Source organism: Micrococcus terreus (assembly GCF_900116905.1).
Classification (GTDB): domain Bacteria; phylum Actinomycetota; class Actinomycetes; order Actinomycetales; family Micrococcaceae; genus Citricoccus; species Citricoccus terreus.
This window is the reverse complement of record NZ_FPCG01000001.1, coordinates 169,027-185,074: the sequence shown is the minus strand read 5'-3', so window position 1 is coordinate 185,074 and position 16,048 is coordinate 169,027. Positions and strand designations below refer to the sequence as shown.

Below are 16,048 nucleotides of genomic sequence, written 5' to 3'. Positions count from 1 at the left end.
TCCCCGTGATCGGCTATGTGCTGAAGATGTACCCGCGTTTCTCGGAGACCTTCGTGGTCTCGGAGATCCTGGCGCGCGAGGCCCAGGGTGAGCGGATCGTGATCTTCTCCCTGCGCCCCTGCACGGACGCCCGTTTCCACCCCGAGTTGGCGCGCGTGCAGGCCCCGGTGATCCACATCGGCCGCCCCTCCAGCTCCACCCGCCTGTGGACCGCCCTCGCCCAGGGCGCCGCCGACCCGCAGCTGGCCCAGGGCATGTCCGAGGTGCTGCCGGAGCTGCTGCAGCACGGCCATGACGACGCCGTCCAGGCCGTGGAGGTCGCCCGCCAGGCCCGCGCCCACGGGGTCACTCACCTGCACGCGCACTTCGCCTCCGTGGCCACCACCGTGGCCCGCCTGGCCGGCCGCATGGCAGGGCTGCCGTACTCCTTCACCGCCCACGCCAAGGACATCTTCCACGAGGACGTCCAGGAGGAGGACCTGCGGCGCAAGCTCGCCGACGCCCACCACGCCATCACCATCTCCGGCTACAATCTGGAGCACCTGCGCACCCGCTTCCCCGAGTCCACCCAGACCCTGCGCCTGGTGCGCAACGGCCTGGACCTGGACCGGTTCCCCTTCCAGCCCCGCCAGCACACCCAGAATCCCGACGACGGCCCCGCTCGCCTGCTGGCGATCGGTCGCCTGGTGGAGAAGAAGGGCTTCTCCCTGCTGGTCGAGGCGGTGCACCGCCTCCGCGAGCGCGGGGTGGAGGTCACCGCGGAGATCGCCGGAGACGGCCCGCTGGCACCGGAACTGCGGGCCCAGATCGAGTCCCTCGGGCTGCAGGAGCACATCACCCTGCTCGGCCCGATCACCCAGGCCCAGGTCACCGAGCTGCTGGGCACCCGCGACCTGTTCGTGGCCCCGTTCGTGGTGGGGTCGGACGGCAATGCCGACGGCCTGCCCACCGTGCTGCTGGAGGCCATGGCCCGCGGACTGCTCTGCGTGGCCGCCGATGTCACCGCCGTGGGCGAAGTGGTCCAGACCGGCCGCACCGGCTGGCTGGTGCCCACCGGAGACGTGGAGGCCCTGACCGAGGCGATCGCCGAGGCCGTGCGTCCCGGGGCCGATCACGCCGAGCTGGCCGCCCGCGCCCGCGCCCAGGTGGAGGAGCTGTTCGACTCGCGCGGTCAGGCCGCCCGGCTGGCCGAGCTGGTGGTGCAGCCATGAGGATCACCTATCTGCTCGCCGACCCCGGGATCGGCGTGTTCGGCACCAAAGGCGCCTCTGTGCACGTGCAGGAGATGGTCCGCGCGTTCCGTCAGCAGGGGCACGAGGTCACCGTGTACTGCGTGCGCCGGGGCGACAAGAAGGGCTATGAGTCCGTGCCCCAGGACCTGGCCGACCTGCCCGTGGTGGAGGTCCCGGTCCAGGCCGCCTCCGGCACCGCTGAGCGGGAGATCGAGCTGCAGCGCACCGCCCTGCGGATGGTCGAGCTCGCCGCCGCCGGCTCTGCCGAGGGCACCGCTCCCACCGCACTTGTCTACGAGCGCTACTCACTGTTCTCCGACGCCGGCGCCCAGCTGGCCGCACGGCTCGGCGTCCCGCTGATCATGGAGGTCAATGCCCCTCTGGTCCAGGAGCAGCTCACCCACCGCTCCCTGCACCACCGGGACGAGGCCGTGGCGCTGACTGAGCGCGCCCTGGCCGGGGCCACCGTGGTCTCCTGCGTCTCCGAGCCGGTGGCGACCTGGGTCCGCACCGCTGTCCCGGCCGCCGCCGCGCAGACCGTGGTCACCCCCAACGGCGTGAACACCGAGCGCATCCGCCCGGCCGAGCACACAGGGCACACCGCGCGCACTGCTCAGACTGACCCCTCCTTCACCGTCGGCTTCCTGGGCACCCTGAAGCCCTGGCACGGCACCGAGACCCTGCTGGAGGCTGTGGCCCGCGCCCAGCATCCGGAGAAGGACTCCTGGCGGATCGAGATCTGCGGAGCCGGCCCCCAGCTGGAGTCCCTGCGCACCCTGGCCGCCGAACTGGGCCTGGCCGAGCAGACCGTGTTCCACGGCGCCGTCGCACCCGTGGACGTGCCCGGCGTGCTGACCGGCTGGGACGTGGCCACCGCCCCGTACCCGGTACCCGCGCAGGACCACGACCACTACTTCTCCCCGCTGAAGGTCTACGAGTACCTCTCCGCCGGCCTGACCGTGGTGGCCTCCGGCGTCGGCGAGCTGCCCGCCGTCCTCGGGACCGAGGGCGATTCCACCGCTGACGGCTCCCCTGCCGCGGGCACCGGCACCGTCCCCGGAGTGCGCGTCGGGCAGCGCGGGGTCATCGTCACCCCCGGTGACGCGGACGCCCTGGCCCGCGCGCTGGACCTGCTCGCCGGGGACCGCGCGCTGGCGAGCCGTCTGGGAGAAGCCGGCCGGGCCGACGTCGTGGAGCACCACACCTGGACCAGCCGTGCCCAGGACCTGCTCGCCCTGGTGGGCACGCACACCCCTGCTGAGGTGGGCCGGCCGTGAGTCTGTTGCGCCGCAACGGCGCCGCCCAGAAGGCGCCAGCGCGGAAGAAGCCGAAGAAGCGCCCCACCAGTCCGGTCCGCCGGACCCTGGCGCTGATCACCCCGTACCTGGGCGAGCACAAGGGCATGATCGCCCTGGGCCTGCTCGCCCTGGCCGGGGATGTGGCGTTCCGCATCCTGGAGCCGTGGCCGGTGAAGATCGCGATCGACACCGTGACCGTGGCCCTCGGCGCGGACGTGGCCCAGGCCACCGGTGTCCCCCAGGACGTGACCACCACCCTGGTGATGTGGGCCCTGATCCTGGCTGCCATCGTGGGTGGGCGGGCCCTGTGCAACTACATCTCCACCATCGCCTTCGCCAAGACCGGGGTGCGCGTGGTGACCCGGCTGCGCACCCGGGTGTTCGACCACATCCAGTCCCTCTCGCTGCGGTACCACTCCACGTCCTCGATCGGGGACACCTCCCAGCGCCTGGTGGGAGACATGGGCCGACTCCAGGAGGTGGCCGTCACGGCGGGGCTGCCGCTGGTGGGCAACCTGCTCACCGTGGTGGTGCTGTTCATCGTGGTGATGGTGCTCAACCCCATGCTCTCCCTGGTGGTGCTGGCCACCGCGGGGATCTACTTCCTGATCTCCAAGCTGGCCACCCCCAAGATCACCAAGGCCTCCCGCGCCACCCGCAAGGGCGAGGGCCAGCTGGTGGGTGACGCCGCCGAGGCCCTGGCCGCCATCCGCGTGGTGCAGGCCTACGGCCTGGAGGACACCGTGGCCTCCTCCTTCGCCGCGGGCAACGCCAAGGCGCTTAAGGCCAACATCAAGGCCCGCAAGCTCGCCGCCCGGCTGGAACGCTCCACGGATGTGCTGGTGGGCCTGTCCACCGCGGTGGTGCTGGGCTTCGGCGGACTGCAGGTGATGCGCGGGGCGATGACCCCCGGGGACATGGTGCTGTTCCTGATGTACCTCAAGACCGCCATGAAGCCGCTGCGGGACATGGCCAAGTACACCGGGCGGATCGCCCGTGCGGCGGCCTCCGGCGAGCGGATCGCGGACCTGATGGACGAGGAGGTGGAGATCACCGACCCGGATCCGGCCGTGCCCATGCGTCACGTCCAGGGCGATGTGGTGTTCGACCGGATCAGCGCCCGGGACGGTCACGGCCGCCCGCTGTTCCGTGAGTTGGACCTGATGATCCCGGCCGGGCAGCGTGTGGGACTGCTGGGGCCCTCCGGTGCAGGCAAGTCCACGCTGGCCGGGTACCTGCTGCGCCTGGCGGACACGGACCAGGGAGCGGTGCTGATCGACGGCTACGACACCCGTGCCGTGCTCAAGGAGGACCTGCGCAACCACGTCTCGATCCTGCTGCAGGAGTCGGTCCTGTTCGCCACCTCCGTCCGGGAGAACATCCGCTACGGACGCCTGGACGCCACGGATGAGGAGGTGGAGGCCGCCGCCCGCCGGGCCGGTGCGCACGAGTTCATCATGGAGCTGCCGGACGGGTACGACTCCGCCCTGGGTGCCCGCGGCGACACCCTCTCCGGCGGTCAGCGTCAGCGCATCGCGATCGCCCGCGCTCTGGTCCGCAACGCGCCGATCGTCATCCTGGACGAGCCCACCACCGGTCTGGACCCGGCCTCCCGGGCCATGGTCGAGGAGTCCCTGTGGGAGCTCACCCGCGGCCGCACCACGGTGGCCATCACGCATGACCTGTCCATGATCCGCGAGCTGGATAGGATCCTGTGGCTCGAGCGCGGTCAGATCGTGGAGGACGGCTCCCCGGCGCAGCTGCTGGCGAACCCGGACAGCCGGGTGGCCCAGTGGGCCACCGCGCAGATCCAGGGCCGGGTCCAGCCCACAGCTCCCGACGACGGCCCGTCACCGTCTGCAGGAGAGGACACCCCGGCATGAGCGCCAGTGAGATCCCGAGCCAGGTGCCCAGCACCGCCGAGGCGGACGCCCACCTGATCGGGCTGGCCCGGCTGGAGGGTGCCGAGCGGCTGTTCTCTGACGCCGCGCTCTCCCAGGCGGTGGGCCGCCCGGTCACCGCCACGCACCTGCGCCTGAAGCCGGGTCAGAGCGTGACCGTGGCCTGGCAGAGCACCGGGGCCGGACCTGCCGAGCACGGCTGGGCCCAGGTGACCGCGGACTCGGACAAGATCCGCAAGACCCTCAGCCGGGCCGAGAAGGCCCACTGTCCCGACCAGGTGACCGTGCACGAGCTGCCCGGCTCCGTGCTGCTGATCGGCTCGGTCTGGACCGACCCAAAGCTCGCGGTGGAGCTGCACCGTGCCCACCGTCGGCAGGCCCAGGCCCGTGGGTCGGACGAGCCGTGGCAGGTGCTGCGCTTCAACCCCGGCCGCCGTCTGGTGGCCCGCGCCGGCCAGGACGTGCTGCGGGTGCACACCTCCCCTCTGGACGGCCCCACCGGGATGGTCCAGACGGTGCGCCGGTGGCGCTCCTGGGACCTGCCGGTGCTGCCGCTGCGCAGCCTGGGCGGCCATGGGACCGCGGCTTCCAGCCCGTTCTGGGGTGCCGGAGATGCCCTGGCCCTGCCCCACCCGGACACGGCACGCGCCGCCGGTGAGCTGATCGGCCGCCTGCACTCCCGCCGGGCCGCACGCTCCCCGCTGCCGGCTGTGCCCCTGCGCGTGCGTTCCTCCGCTGAGTCGGTGGCCGAGTCCGCCCCCTGGCTGGCCGAAGCCGCCCGCGCCCTGGCCGCGCGCCTGGAGCCGCTGCTGCTGCGGGACCTCTCCGACTCCCCCGCCGTGGAGCTGCACGGGGACCTCTCCCCGGACCAGCTGCTGGTGGCCACCCCCGGGAGCACCGAGGTGAGGCTGATCGACGTGGACCGTGCCGGGGCCGGCCCCGCCGCGCGGGACCTGGGCTCCTGGCTGGCCGCCTGCCGCCGTCAGGGCACCCCGGAGATCGGCGAGGCGTTCCTGAACGGCTACGCCGCCCACGCGCCGCTGCCGGAGGATCGGACGATCGCCGCCTGGGAGTCCTCCGCCCACCTGCTGGCCGCCCTCGATCCGCTGCGTCACCGAGCACCGGACTGGCCGCAGCGGGTCACCGAGCGGCTCCAGGGGGCGCTCGACGCGCTGCCGCGCCCCACCGCGTCAGCCGGCGGTCCGAGCAGCTCCCCCACGCGGGCGCAGCCGGCCACCGCGGACCCTGACGCCCCCGCGGCGCTGCCGGACGTCGTCGTGACCGCCGAAGGCACCGCCTGGCGCGTGGAGCGGGTGTGGCCAGGCAAGACCGACGAGCCGGACGCCCCGCTGAGCGTGGAGGTCCGCGCGGACGGAGCCCTGCGGGCCGGGCTGTGGACGCCCCGGGGGCTCGAGCTCTTCCCCGCCGGCCGGGACAGGAGGCTGCCGGCCCTGGAGCCGCTGGTCCAGCAGGGCGCCGAGGTGGTCTCGCACCGGCCGCGGCGCCGGGCCGTGGTCCGGCACCAGGTCTCCCTCGGCGCGGTCCGGTACACCAAGATCGTCCGGGCCGGGCGGGCTGAGGCGATCCTGGACGGGATCAGCCGGGCGGCGGCCTTCGAGCGGGGCTTCCGCACCCCCGCCGTGCTCGGCAGCACCGAGGCGACCGTCACATTCGCCGAGCTGGACGGACGGTCCCTGCACCGCCCGGACCTGTTCAGCGGCGCGGACTGGGAGCGGGCCTGGTCCGAGGTGATGGACGCGCTGGAGGCCGCCCGGCTCCCGGTGTCCGGCTGCGGATCCGGCATCCCGGAGCACGGCCCCGCGGAGGAGGCCGGTGTGCTGCGGGACTGGACGGACCGGGCCGCGCCCTGGGTCCGGGACCTGGCCGCCTTCCGGGAGGCCATGGAGCAGACCTATGCCGGGCTCGAGGACGTGGGACAGGGGGACTCGAACGCTCTGGTCCCCACGCATCGGGACCTGCATGACAAGCAGCTGGTGTGGTCGGCCGAGCACTCCCCCGGCCCGGGCCTGCTGGACGTGGACACCGCCTGCCTCGGTCACCCGGCCCTGGACCTGGGCAACCTGCGAGCGCACGCCCAGTGGCGGCGGCGGCAGGGCGTCTGGTCCGCGGAACGGGCTGAGACGGTGATCCGCGCCGTGGACGGGCTCGCGGCACGGACCGGCGTGGAGGAGGCGGTCCTGGGGCTGTTCGAGCGGGCCGCCCTGCTGCGGATCCGTTGCGTCTACGCCTTCCGTCCGGTGTACGCGGGGGCCGCGGAGGAGCTGCAGCGGCAGCTGCCGGCCTGAGCCATGTCACCCGCTCCGGGCCCTGAGTCCGGACCGTGATGTGCGGGTCGCGCAGCCCGGGCGAATCGTGATCAGGTCACGGGGCTCCAGGCCTTGGCAGCTGCGGAGGCCGGGCGCACACTGAGCCCACCATGCCACGGGGACATGGTCTTCCAGGAAAGGCAACCACCATGACACTCGACCCCTCGCCACGCAGTACGCGCCGCCAGAGACTCCACGCCGCCGCCACGGCCGTGGTCCTGGCCTGTTCCGCGGGAGCGTTCGCTCCGGCCTCCGCCGCTCCGGTCGCGCCGGCGGCCCAGCCCACCGCCGTCACCACGGCCACCACCGCAGCCACCCCCTACTGCGGCATCCGGTGGGGCTCGCTCCCGGAGACCCGGAGCGGATACTCCTCCGCCACCATCCACAACGTCCGGGCAGGCCGCCACGCCTGCTTCGACCGCATGGTGATCGACCTGACGGGGCAGGTGCGCGGCTATGACGTGCGCTATGCCCCCGTGTACCGGGAAGGCTCCGGAGCCTTCGTCCCGCTGCTCGGCGCCGCCGATCTGCGGATCACGGTCACGGCCCCGGCCTACGACCAGGACGGCCGGGCCACCTACACACCGCGCTCTCCGAACCGGCTCGTGGACGTGACCGGCTACCGCACGTTCCGCCAGATCGCCCTGGCCGGCAGCTTCGAGGGTCAGACCACCTTCGGGCTCGGCGTGCGCGCCCGACTGCCGTTCCGCACCTTCGTGCTCCCGCAGTCAGGAGGCGTCTCCCGTCTGGTGATCGACGTCGCCCACCGGTGGTGAGTCCCTCACACCACCGCAGGGCAGGACGGCCCGGCTGCGGGGCACCCGGGAGCGGGTGCCCCACAGCCGTGTCACCGCTCCGTTTCAGAGCCCAGATGATGAACGCACAGGTCAGACGCAGAAAAAGAGCGTCCAGCCCGGTTCCGTACCGTGATCTTGGACACTCCGAGCCCGTAGTTTAGCCGGATTCATGGACCTTAGGCCATTTCGTTACCGAATCGAGTCCATCCTGACGTATGCTCGGGACCATGCTTCAAGGTTTCAAGGAATTCATCATGAAGGGCAACGTGGTCGATCTGGCCGTTGCCGTCGTCATCGGTGCCGCCTTCGGCGCCGTCGTCACCGCCCTGGTGGACTCAGTGCTCATGCCACTGATCTCCGCCCTGGTCGGTTCCCCGAACTTCGACTCGTTCGCAATGGTCACCATCAACGGAAATGACATCAAGTTCGGTGTCCTGCTGACCGCCATCGTCAACTTCCTGCTCATCGCCGCCGCCGTGTACTTCGTCATCATCCTCCCGATGAACAAGATGATCGAGGCCCGCAACCGTCGCCTGGGCATCACCCCCGCGGAGGACGAGGTCCCCGAGGACGTCAAGCTCCTCACCGAGATCCGCGACGCCCTGCAGGGCCGCTCCGGCACCGTGCCCCCGGCCGGTGGCGCGAACCCGCAAGTCTGATCGACCTCACCATCACGTCCAACACAGCGATGGCCGCTCCGTGAAGGGGCGGCCATCGTTGTCTTCGGTTCTGTGTCCGACCCGGCTGTCAGATGGCCTTCCAGCTGAGGTTGTCCTGCTTCTTGGCCAGGACCACCTGCACGGCCAGCACCACCGCCACCAGTCCCAGACCGATCAGATCCTGCACCATGTTCGGGTTGAGGATCAGCAGGGCTCCCGCGGCCAGCACGATCCGCAGGTACCACGGCATCTTGACCATCAGGTGCCCTTCTAGCGCGGCCGAGAGCAGTGAGACGGCCACGAGCGCGGTGATCACCACGGTCACGCCTTGAAGCAGGTTCACGTCCCGCAACAGCATCTCCGGATTGAAGACGAAGATGTACGGGATCACGAACCCGGCGGCCGCCAGGCGCAGGGCAGCGAAGCCCGTCCTCATCGGATCGCCGCCAGAGATGCCCGCCGCCGCGAAGGCCGCCAGGGCCACCGGCGGGGTGATGTTGGCGAACAGCCCGAAGTAGAACACGAACAGATGCGCCAGCAGCGGCTCCACACCGAGCTGGGTCAGCGCCGGAGCGGCCATCGTGGCGGTGACGATGTAGGCCGGAATGGACGGCAGACCCATGCCCAGCACCAGGCAGGCCAGCATGGTGAACACCAGGGTCCAGAACAGCTGACCGCCGGCCAGGGAGACGATTCCTCCGGCCAAGGTGAGACCGAAACCGGTGATGCCGACCACGCCGATGACGATGCCCACGCAGGCACAGGCGATCGACACGCTGAGCACCGAACGGGTGCCGTCCTCCAGGGCTCCCAAGATGTCCTTGATGCCCATCCGAGTGCTCTTGCGCAGCTGGGCGGCGATGATCGTGATCACGATGGTCACCAGAGCTGAGTACAGGATCGTCCGGCCCGAGAAGAAGAGCATGTAGATCAGCACCACGAGCGGCAACAGCAGATGGCCGCGTTCCTTGAGCACGTCCATGACAGCCGGCAGGGAGTCCCGGGAGATGCCCTTCAGCCCCAGGCGGGTGGCCCGCAGGTGGATCTGCACGATCAGACTGAGGAAGTAGAGCAGGGACGGGACGATCGCTGCCAGGGCGACCTCCGCGTAGGGGACGCCCAGGGTCTCGGCCATGATGAAGGCCGCCGCACCCATGATGGGAGGCAGGATCTGGCCGCCGACCGACGCCGTGGACTCCACGGCCCCGGCGAAGTTGCGGGTGTATCCGATCTTCTTCATCAGCGGGATGGTGAAGGCACCGGTGGAGACCACGTTGGCGATCGCCGAACCGTTGATGGACCCCATCAGGCCGGAGGCGATGGTGGCCACCTTGGCCGGACCGCCACGCGACTGGCCGGCCACCGCCAAGGCGATGTCGTTGAACAGCAGGCTCATCCCGGACTTGTTCAGGAACGCCCCGAAGAGGATGAACAGGAAGATGTACGTGGAGGCCACGCCGATCGGTGTGCCGAAGATTCCTTCGGTCGAGGCGAAGAAGCTGTAGGCCATCGTGTCCCAGTCGTACCCGCGGTGGCGGAGCATGCCGGGCAGGTCACGGCCGAACATCCCGTAGAGGAAGAAGAGAATGGCCAGCACCGGCAGCGCCCAGCCGGTGAGGCGGCGGGCGGCCTCGACCACCAGGATCAGCAGCAGTCCGGCCACCAGGACGTCCATCTGCTCGAAGCGACCGGCCTGGCGCAGGATCGTCTCGTAGTTCACTGCCAGGTAGACGGTGGGCACGAGCGCCAGCACGGCCAGGATCCCGTCCACGATCCGCCAGACCCTGCCCTGAGCGCCGCGCACCGGCGGGTAGAGCATGAAGACCAGGAACAGGATCAGGCTCACGTGAATGGAGCGATGCAGCAGCACCCCGGGAGGCCCGAAGAACGAGGTGTACATGTGGTACAGCGCCGTGAAGATCGCCACGCCGGAGAGGAAGAGTGCCAGCGGCCTCCAGTTGTGGTCCCTGGTACGCGATTCGATGTCGAACTTCGCCGCGACCTCTGAGGCCTCCGTCTCCTGCGCCCGGCGCTGTTCGTCCGTCAGATTCTCCAGGACGACCTCGTCGCGCGGCGGCGCCTCCGTGGCGGCGGCCTCGCCGGAAGGTGTCACCGGAGTCCGTGACTCAGATGGGTTGCTCATGCTGACCTCAGTTCCAGTGGTCGGTGGTGGGGAAGGTCGTCAGGACGTGCCACGATCTTCCCGTCGAGGGTGAGAGTGAACTGCTGGGTGTGCGAGTGGATCCAGTTCACGGTCTCCAGGTGCCGGCCGATGTCGGTGATGACGACCTTGCCGTCCTGAACAGAGGCGTTGGCCTCTCCGGCGGGCATTCCTGCCCCATAGGATTCGAACTCGGTGCGGGCCAAGGTGAATCCCTCGGACTCCTCCAGGACGAAGACATCCGTCCAGGGCGTCAGCTCGATGGAGTGGATCCAGGTGAGGCTGATCTCCGAGCCCGGGGATGCCGCCCAGCGGCCCCACTCCTCGCCGGTGCGCTGATCAGCGCACACGATTTCCGACGGGGAGCGGGGCCAGAGGACGGCGCCGGTCGCGGTGATCGCGGACAGTCCCGCGACAGCCCCCAGAGTCAGGGCCGTGCGCCGGGACAGCCGCGGGCCGCGGCCGTCGCTGCGATCACTCGGGGAGCTCGACACCGTTCTCCTCGAAGTACCGCTGGGCACCGGGGTGCAGAGGCGCGGTCAGGCCGGTCGTGGCCTTCTCGAGGGAGATCACCTTGGCGGCGGCATGTGCGGAGTGGATCTGCTCCAGGTTCTCGAAGAACGCCTTGGTGATGTCATAGGCGGCGTCGTCAGACAGCTGGGAGCTGAGCATGACGTGGTTCGTCACGCCCACGGTCTCCACGGCATCGTCCTGGAGGTAGGTGCCGCCAGGGATCTCGTCCTCCACGAAGAAGTCGTGCTCGGTCAGCAGCCGCTCCTTCGCATCACCGGTGATGGGCAGGATGATGAACTCGGTGTTGGTCTCGAGCTCGGTCAGGGAGGGGTTGGGCACACCGGAGGTCACAAACGCGGCATCGGTCAGGCCGTTGGCCATCTGCTCGGCGGCTTCGCCATAGGGCAGGTAGTCCACCTGCATGTCCTCATAGGACATGTCGTGCGCATCCAGGATCAGCTGGGCGTTGAGCTCCACACCGGAGCCTACGTCACCCACCGACACACGCTTGCCCTTGAGGTCCTCGACCGACTCGATGCCGGAGGCCTTGGTCGCCACGATCTGAGCGGTGTTCGGGTACAGCGCGGCCATCGCCATCAGCCCTTCGCGGGGCTCCCCCTCGAAGGGGCCGGTGCCCTCGATGGCCTGAGCGTTGGCGTCACCCATGGTGAAGGCGATTTCGGCGTTGCCGTCCGTCAGCAGGTTGATGTTCTCCGCCGAAGCGCCGGTGGACTGCACCGTGGTGTCGGACTCCAGCTCATCCTTGAGGATCTCACCGAAGGTGGCGCCCACCTGGTAGTAGACGCCGGAGGTGCCGCCGGTGGCGATGGTCAGGAACGAGGCGTCCAGGTCACCGCCGCCCTCGCCACCGGAGGCGCCGCCGCCGCCGGGGTCACCCCCGTCGGAGCAGGCAGTCAAGGTCAGCGCCGCGGCAGCGGCCACGACGGCCAACCGTCGCGCGGTACGGGAGCGGGTGGGGGCCATGAGAATCTCCTCGGAAGACGGTGCGGGTGGTATGACCGCGGTCATAATGTGAGGTACATTACACAGCGTTACGTGTTGCATGCAACATACTTCGCGAAGGAGAGAGAGATCGGATGATCGTCGCTGAGTCCACCCACCCACATGTCGTCGTCGTGGGTGCCGGCATCCTGGGACTGGCCGTGGCCCGGGAAGTGCTGCAGTCTCGTCCCGGCGCCGAGGTCACCGTGGTGGAGAAGGAGGACCGCGTCGCAGCCCATCAGACCGGTCACAACTCAGGCGTGGTGCATGCCGGCCTCTACTACGAGCCCGGCAGCCTCAAGGCCCGGCTCTGCCGGCGCGGCGTGGGACTGCTGACGAGCTTCGCTCGAGAGCACCAGGTCCACCTGAACGAGACCGGCAAGCTGCTGATCGCGCGCAACGATGAGGAACGGTCCCGCCTGCGCGGCATCCGCGAACGGGCCCAGGCCAACGGCGTGCCGGACGTCGAGATGCTGGACAGTGGGGGCATCCGCCGGGTCGAGCCGCACGCCACCGGCCTGGAGGCGCTCCATTCCCCGCACACCGCGGTCATCGACTACGTGGGCGTGTGCCGCGCCCTGGCCGCCGAGATCACCGCCGCCGGCGCCGAGCTGCTGCTGGGCACCGCGGTCGCCGCCATCCATGAACCCCAGAGCCCGTCCGGGCCGAAGGTCCGCGTCCAGCTCCAGGATGATCGCGAGCTTGAGGCCGACCTGGTGATCACCTGCGCCGGCCTGCAGTCCGATCGCCTGGCCATGAACTCCGGGTCCAGCCGGTGGCCGCGCATCGTCCCCTTCTCCGGGGACTACCTCACCCTGCGAGACAACCGCACCCACCTGGTCCGCGGTCTGATCTATCCGGTGCCCGATCCGCGCTACCCGTTCCTCGGGGTCCACCTGACCCGCATGCATGACGGCTCGGTGCTGTTGGGCCCCAACGCCTTCCTGGCCGGCTCCCGCGAGGGGTACGGACGATTCGGCCTGAACCCCCGCGACCTCGCTTCGGTGGCCGGATCCCCCGGTTTCTGGCGCTTCGCCCGGCAGAACGTCCCGGCGGCCCTGAAGGAGCTGTCCACCGCCACCAGTCGGCGCCGTTTCGTGGCCGGTGCGGCGGACTTCGTCCCGGAGATCACCCCCGACGACGTCACCTCCGGTCCTCGAGGCATCCGGGCTCAGGCGATGGCACAGGACGGGACCTTGGTGGACGACTTCGCGTTCTCCGGCTCGGCCCATGTCCTGCACGTGCGCAATGCCCCCTCTCCCGGCGCGACCAGTGCCCTCGCCATTGCTGAAGAAGTCGTGCACCGAGCCTTCGGACAGGAGTAGATTCAACAGGTTGCTGTCCGTCGTCGTGACGGCTGATCGAAGGAGGGTCGTCCGATGAGCGGCATCGTGCGCACGTCGCTGATGGACCAGGTCCTGGGGCAGCTGCGCCAGGAGATCCTGGACGGCACCCTCTCCCCACAGGAGCATCACAGCGCCTCAGCCCTGGCCGTCCGCCTGGGCGTCTCACGGACCCCGGTGCGTGAGGCCATCCTGGCGCTCGAGCAGGACGGCCTGGTGCGGATCATCCCGAACCGCGGGATCAAGATCCTCACCGCCGGACTGGACGAGATCGTGGACAGCATCGAGATCCGTCTGCTGCTGGAAGTGCCCACGGTGGCCCGCGCGGTCATGGCGGCGGACGAGGAGACCCGGGACGGGGTGGCGCAGGCCTTCCACCGCATGGAGCTGGCCGCCCAGGACGAACAGACCGAGGAGCTGCTGGTCGCGGACCGCGACTTCCATCTGGCCCTGCTGGGCGGGCATGCCAATCAGCGTCTGCTCCGGGTCCTGGCCGAGATCCGAGACCACGTCATCGCCGGGGGCGCCGCCACCGTCCCGCGCTCGCGCACGCACCGCGAGCTCCTCGAGGACCACCGTCCGATCCTGGACGCTGCCCTTGCCGGGGACGCGCCGGCAGCTGCCGCGGCCATGGGCGAGCACATCCTGAACACGGCCACCCTGCTGATCCACCGCCTGGCAACCGCCCAGCACGAGGACCCCCGCCCGTGGGTGGAACGCCTGGAGGCCGCCGTTCCCCGCGGGTGAGACGTCCTCACCGATGGCCTGGACCGTCAGCCGCGCCCGGCGCGGAGTGTCAAGGACGTGCCGGAGCCGGACTCTCCGATGACAGCGGCCACCCGCGCCACCGGCCCGCTTCCCTTCTTGAAACTGTACTGACCGGTCGGTACAGTTATCCGCCGTGACGGCTCCCTTCCAGCGCTGGTCCTTCCTCGGCGTGATCTCCCTCGGCCTGCTGATGATCGGCATCGACAACTCGATCCTCTACACGGCCCTGCCTGAGCTGCGCGAGCAGCTGGACATGACCGAGACCCAGGGACTGTGGATCATCAACGCCTACCCCCTGGTGCTGGCCGGACTGCTGCTGGGCACCGGCACCCTGGGCGACCGGATCGGCCACCGGCGGATGTTCCTGACCGGCCTGGTCCTGTTCGGCATCGCCTCCCTGGCCGCGGCCTTCTCCCCCGACGCCTGGTCGTTGATCGCCGCCCGGGCGGCCCTGGGTCTGGGCGCCGCGGTGATGATGCCCGCCACTCTGGCCCTGATCCGGATCACCTTCACCGATGAGCGCGAGCGCAACACCGCCATCGGCGTGTGGGGCTCGGTGGCGGTGATCGGTGCCGCTGTGGGCCCCGTGGTGGGCGGACTGCTGCTGGAGTTCTTCTGGTGGGGCTCGATCTTCTTGATCAATGTGCCGATCGTGCTGGTGGCCCTGGTCGCCACCGTGCTGATCGCTCCGCCGAATCTGCCCAACCCCGCCAAACGGTGGGATGCCGTCTCCTCGATCTACGCCCTGCTGACGCTGTCCGGACTGGTGATGGCCATCAAGGAGGCCGCCCATCCGGACCGGACCTGGTGGCTGCTCGCGGCCGCCGTCGTGGTGTGTGCGCTGGCCGGGGTCGCCTTCGCCCGGCGTCAGCAGCGCCTGACCGATCCGCTCCTGACCTTCGACATCTTCCGCTCCCGCATCTTCACCGGTGGCGTGCTGGCCGCCGGCGGTGCCATGTTCGCCGTGGCCGGCCTGGAGCTGATGACCACCCAGCGCTTCCAGATCGTGGAGGGGTACAGCCCCCTGGACGCCGGGCTGCTGATCATCGCCGTCACGGTCACCGCCTTCCCGTTCTCCATCCTCAGCGGGGCGTTCCTGCACCGCCTGGGCTTCATCCCGCTGATCACCGGCGGCTTCATCGCCGTGACCGTGGGGATCGGACTGGCCCTGTGGTTCGGCTCCGTGGACGTGATCCCGGGCTTCGTCGGGGCACTGGCCCTGGTGGGCGCCGGCGCGGGGTCCATCATGTCGGTGGCCTCCACCGCCATCGTCGGGTCCGCTCCCGCCCACCGTGCGGGCATGGCCGCGGGCGTGGAGGAGGTCTCCTACGAGTTCGGGACGCTGGTCTCGGTGGCCATCCTGGGCAGCCTGCTGCCGGTGCTGCAGCTGGCCACCGGCTCCTACGACTCCGCCTACTTCCGCACCCTGGCCATCCTGGCCGGAGCCGCAGCCGTCCTGGCCGTCGTCTCCGCGTACTGTTTCCGAGGCAACCCGAAGGGAGCGCGTGTTGCGCACCAGTAGACGTCAGCAGATCATCCAGGCCGTCATCGGGATCATCGAGCAGCGCAGCGTGGAGGCACTGACCTTCGAGTCCGTGGCGGCAGCCGCCGGGATCTCCAAGTCCGGGATCATCTACCACTTCCCCACCCGCCACGACCTGCTGCGCGGGGTCAACCAGCACTTCATCGACCAGTGGGAGACCGAGCTCCAAGAGGTGGCTGGCGCCCCGGCCGATCAGCTCACCCTGGCCCAGCGGCTCCGTGCCGTGGTGGTCACCCTGGGCGGCAACGCAGACCGCGCCGAGCTGCTGATGAGCCTGGAGTCCCACGACCACCCCGAGCTGCCCCAGATGTGGGCCGAGCTGGAGGACCAGTGGATGAGCACGGACCCGCACAGCGAGCTCTACCCGGTCCAGCTGATGGCCCTGGGACTGTGGGCGCACGACCACGTGCACCACCGAGCCCTCTCCGAGAAGGAGCGCGCTGACCTGGTGGCGACCATCCTGGACCGGCTGCCGAAGGACTGAACCCAGCCGGCCGTCGTCGG

The 16,048-nt window shown here is 70.1% G+C and carries 13 protein-coding genes; 10 read left to right on the top strand and 3 right to left on the bottom strand.

Going from position 1 to position 16,048, the window contains the following annotated elements:
• Positions 1 to 26 precede the first annotated feature (26 nt).
• The 6 genes from BM355_RS00895 to mscL all read left to right on the top strand — a co-directional run bounded on the left by BM355_RS00895 (position 27) and on the right by mscL (position 8,214).
• Positions 27 to 1,211 (top strand): glycosyltransferase family 4 protein, encoded by a 1,185-nt coding sequence (locus BM355_RS00895; RefSeq protein WP_177227799.1) that lies wholly within the window; start codon positions 27 to 29, stop codon positions 1,209 to 1,211.
• On the top strand, positions 1,208 to 2,509 hold the full coding sequence (locus BM355_RS00890) for a glycosyltransferase (RefSeq protein ID WP_091692943.1): 1,302 nt from the start codon (positions 1,208 to 1,210) through the stop codon (positions 2,507 to 2,509). Before BM355_RS00895 ends, BM355_RS00890 begins: the two co-directional genes overlap by 4 nt.
• Complete coding sequence (locus BM355_RS00885; protein WP_342715168.1) at positions 2,506 to 4,413, top strand: ABC transporter ATP-binding protein; 1,908 nt, start codon at positions 2,506 to 2,508, stop codon at positions 4,411 to 4,413. The genes BM355_RS00890 and BM355_RS00885 overlap by 4 nt, the downstream gene beginning before the upstream one ends.
• The gene (locus tag BM355_RS00880) at positions 4,410 to 6,737 is read left to right on the top strand and encodes a phosphotransferase (RefSeq protein ID WP_091692941.1); all 2,328 of its coding nucleotides are present in this window, start codon (positions 4,410 to 4,412) and stop codon (positions 6,735 to 6,737) included. The genes BM355_RS00885 and BM355_RS00880 overlap by 4 nt, the downstream gene beginning before the upstream one ends.
• Positions 6,738 to 6,907: 170 nt before the next feature.
• Positions 6,908 to 7,534 (top strand): AMIN-like domain-containing (lipo)protein, encoded by a 627-nt coding sequence (locus BM355_RS00875; RefSeq protein WP_091692938.1) that lies wholly within the window; start codon positions 6,908 to 6,910, stop codon positions 7,532 to 7,534.
• Positions 7,535 to 7,782: 248 nt separating this feature from the next.
• Positions 7,783 to 8,214: a large conductance mechanosensitive channel protein MscL gene (gene mscL / locus BM355_RS00870; RefSeq protein ID WP_091693803.1), complete on the top strand. Its 432-nt coding sequence runs from the start codon at positions 7,783 to 7,785 to the stop codon at positions 8,212 to 8,214.
• A gap of 88 nt (positions 8,215 to 8,302) precedes the next feature.
• On the opposite strand, the gene BM355_RS00865 is transcribed toward mscL, so the two are convergent.
• From BM355_RS00865 to BM355_RS00855, 3 genes are all read right to left on the bottom strand, one after another.
• Positions 8,303 to 10,357, bottom strand: coding sequence for a TRAP transporter permease (locus BM355_RS00865; RefSeq protein WP_091692936.1), 2,055 nt, complete (start codon positions 10,355 to 10,357; stop codon positions 8,303 to 8,305).
• Positions 10,354 to 10,725, bottom strand: coding sequence for a DUF1850 domain-containing protein (locus tag BM355_RS00860; protein ID WP_177227783.1), 372 nt, complete (start codon positions 10,723 to 10,725; stop codon positions 10,354 to 10,356). Before BM355_RS00860 ends, BM355_RS00865 begins: the two co-directional genes overlap by 4 nt.
• 124 nt (positions 10,726 to 10,849) lie before the next feature.
• Complete coding sequence (locus tag BM355_RS00855) at positions 10,850 to 11,872, bottom strand: TAXI family TRAP transporter solute-binding subunit (RefSeq protein ID WP_091692930.1); 1,023 nt, start codon at positions 11,870 to 11,872, stop codon at positions 10,850 to 10,852.
• Positions 11,873 to 11,985: 113 nt separating this feature from the next.
• Here BM355_RS00855 and lhgO point away from each other — a divergent pair, with 113 nt between their 5' ends.
• The 4 genes from lhgO to BM355_RS00835 all read left to right on the top strand — a co-directional run bounded on the left by lhgO (position 11,986) and on the right by BM355_RS00835 (position 16,028).
• Positions 11,986 to 13,215 (top strand): L-2-hydroxyglutarate oxidase, encoded by a 1,230-nt coding sequence (lhgO, locus tag BM355_RS00850; protein ID WP_091692928.1) that lies wholly within the window; start codon positions 11,986 to 11,988, stop codon positions 13,213 to 13,215.
• 54 nt (positions 13,216 to 13,269) lie between these two features.
• Positions 13,270 to 13,980, top strand: a complete 711-nt coding sequence (locus tag BM355_RS00845; RefSeq protein WP_091692926.1) for a GntR family transcriptional regulator — start codon at positions 13,270 to 13,272, stop codon at positions 13,978 to 13,980.
• A gap of 154 nt (positions 13,981 to 14,134) precedes the next feature.
• On the top strand, positions 14,135 to 15,523 hold the full coding sequence (locus BM355_RS00840) for an MFS transporter (RefSeq protein WP_245760499.1): 1,389 nt from the start codon (positions 14,135 to 14,137) through the stop codon (positions 15,521 to 15,523).
• Positions 15,510 to 16,028 carry a TetR/AcrR family transcriptional regulator gene (locus BM355_RS00835; RefSeq protein ID WP_177227782.1) on the top strand — a complete coding sequence of 173 codons (519 nt, stop codon included), beginning with the start codon at positions 15,510 to 15,512 and terminating at the stop codon, positions 16,026 to 16,028. Before BM355_RS00840 ends, BM355_RS00835 begins: the two co-directional genes overlap by 14 nt.
• Positions 16,029 to 16,048: the final 20 nt, after the last annotated feature.

Excerpts from the sequence above, each read along its gene's own strand:
- BM355_RS00895 (WP_177227799.1), top strand. The coding sequence starts at position 27 with ATGTACCCGCGTTTCTCGGAGACCTTCGTGGTCTCGGAGATCCTGGCG.
- BM355_RS00890 (WP_091692943.1), top strand. The coding sequence starts at position 1,208 with ATGAGGATCACCTATCTGCTCGCCGACCCCGGGATCGGCGTGTTCGGC.
- BM355_RS00880 (WP_091692941.1), top strand. The coding sequence starts at position 4,410 with ATGAGCGCCAGTGAGATCCCGAGCCAGGTGCCCAGCACCGCCGAGGCG.
- BM355_RS00875 (WP_091692938.1), top strand. The coding sequence starts at position 6,908 with ATGACACTCGACCCCTCGCCACGCAGTACGCGCCGCCAGAGACTCCAC.
- mscL (WP_091693803.1), top strand. The coding sequence starts at position 7,783 with ATGCTTCAAGGTTTCAAGGAATTCATCATGAAGGGCAACGTGGTCGAT.
- BM355_RS00865 (WP_091692936.1), bottom strand. The coding sequence starts at position 10,357 with ATGAGCAACCCATCTGAGTCACGGACTCCGGTGACACCTTCCGGCGAG.
- BM355_RS00855 (WP_091692930.1), bottom strand. The coding sequence starts at position 11,872 with ATGGCCCCCACCCGCTCCCGTACCGCGCGACGGTTGGCCGTCGTGGCC.
- lhgO (WP_091692928.1), top strand. The coding sequence starts at position 11,986 with ATGATCGTCGCTGAGTCCACCCACCCACATGTCGTCGTCGTGGGTGCC.
- BM355_RS00845 (WP_091692926.1), top strand. The coding sequence starts at position 13,270 with ATGAGCGGCATCGTGCGCACGTCGCTGATGGACCAGGTCCTGGGGCAG.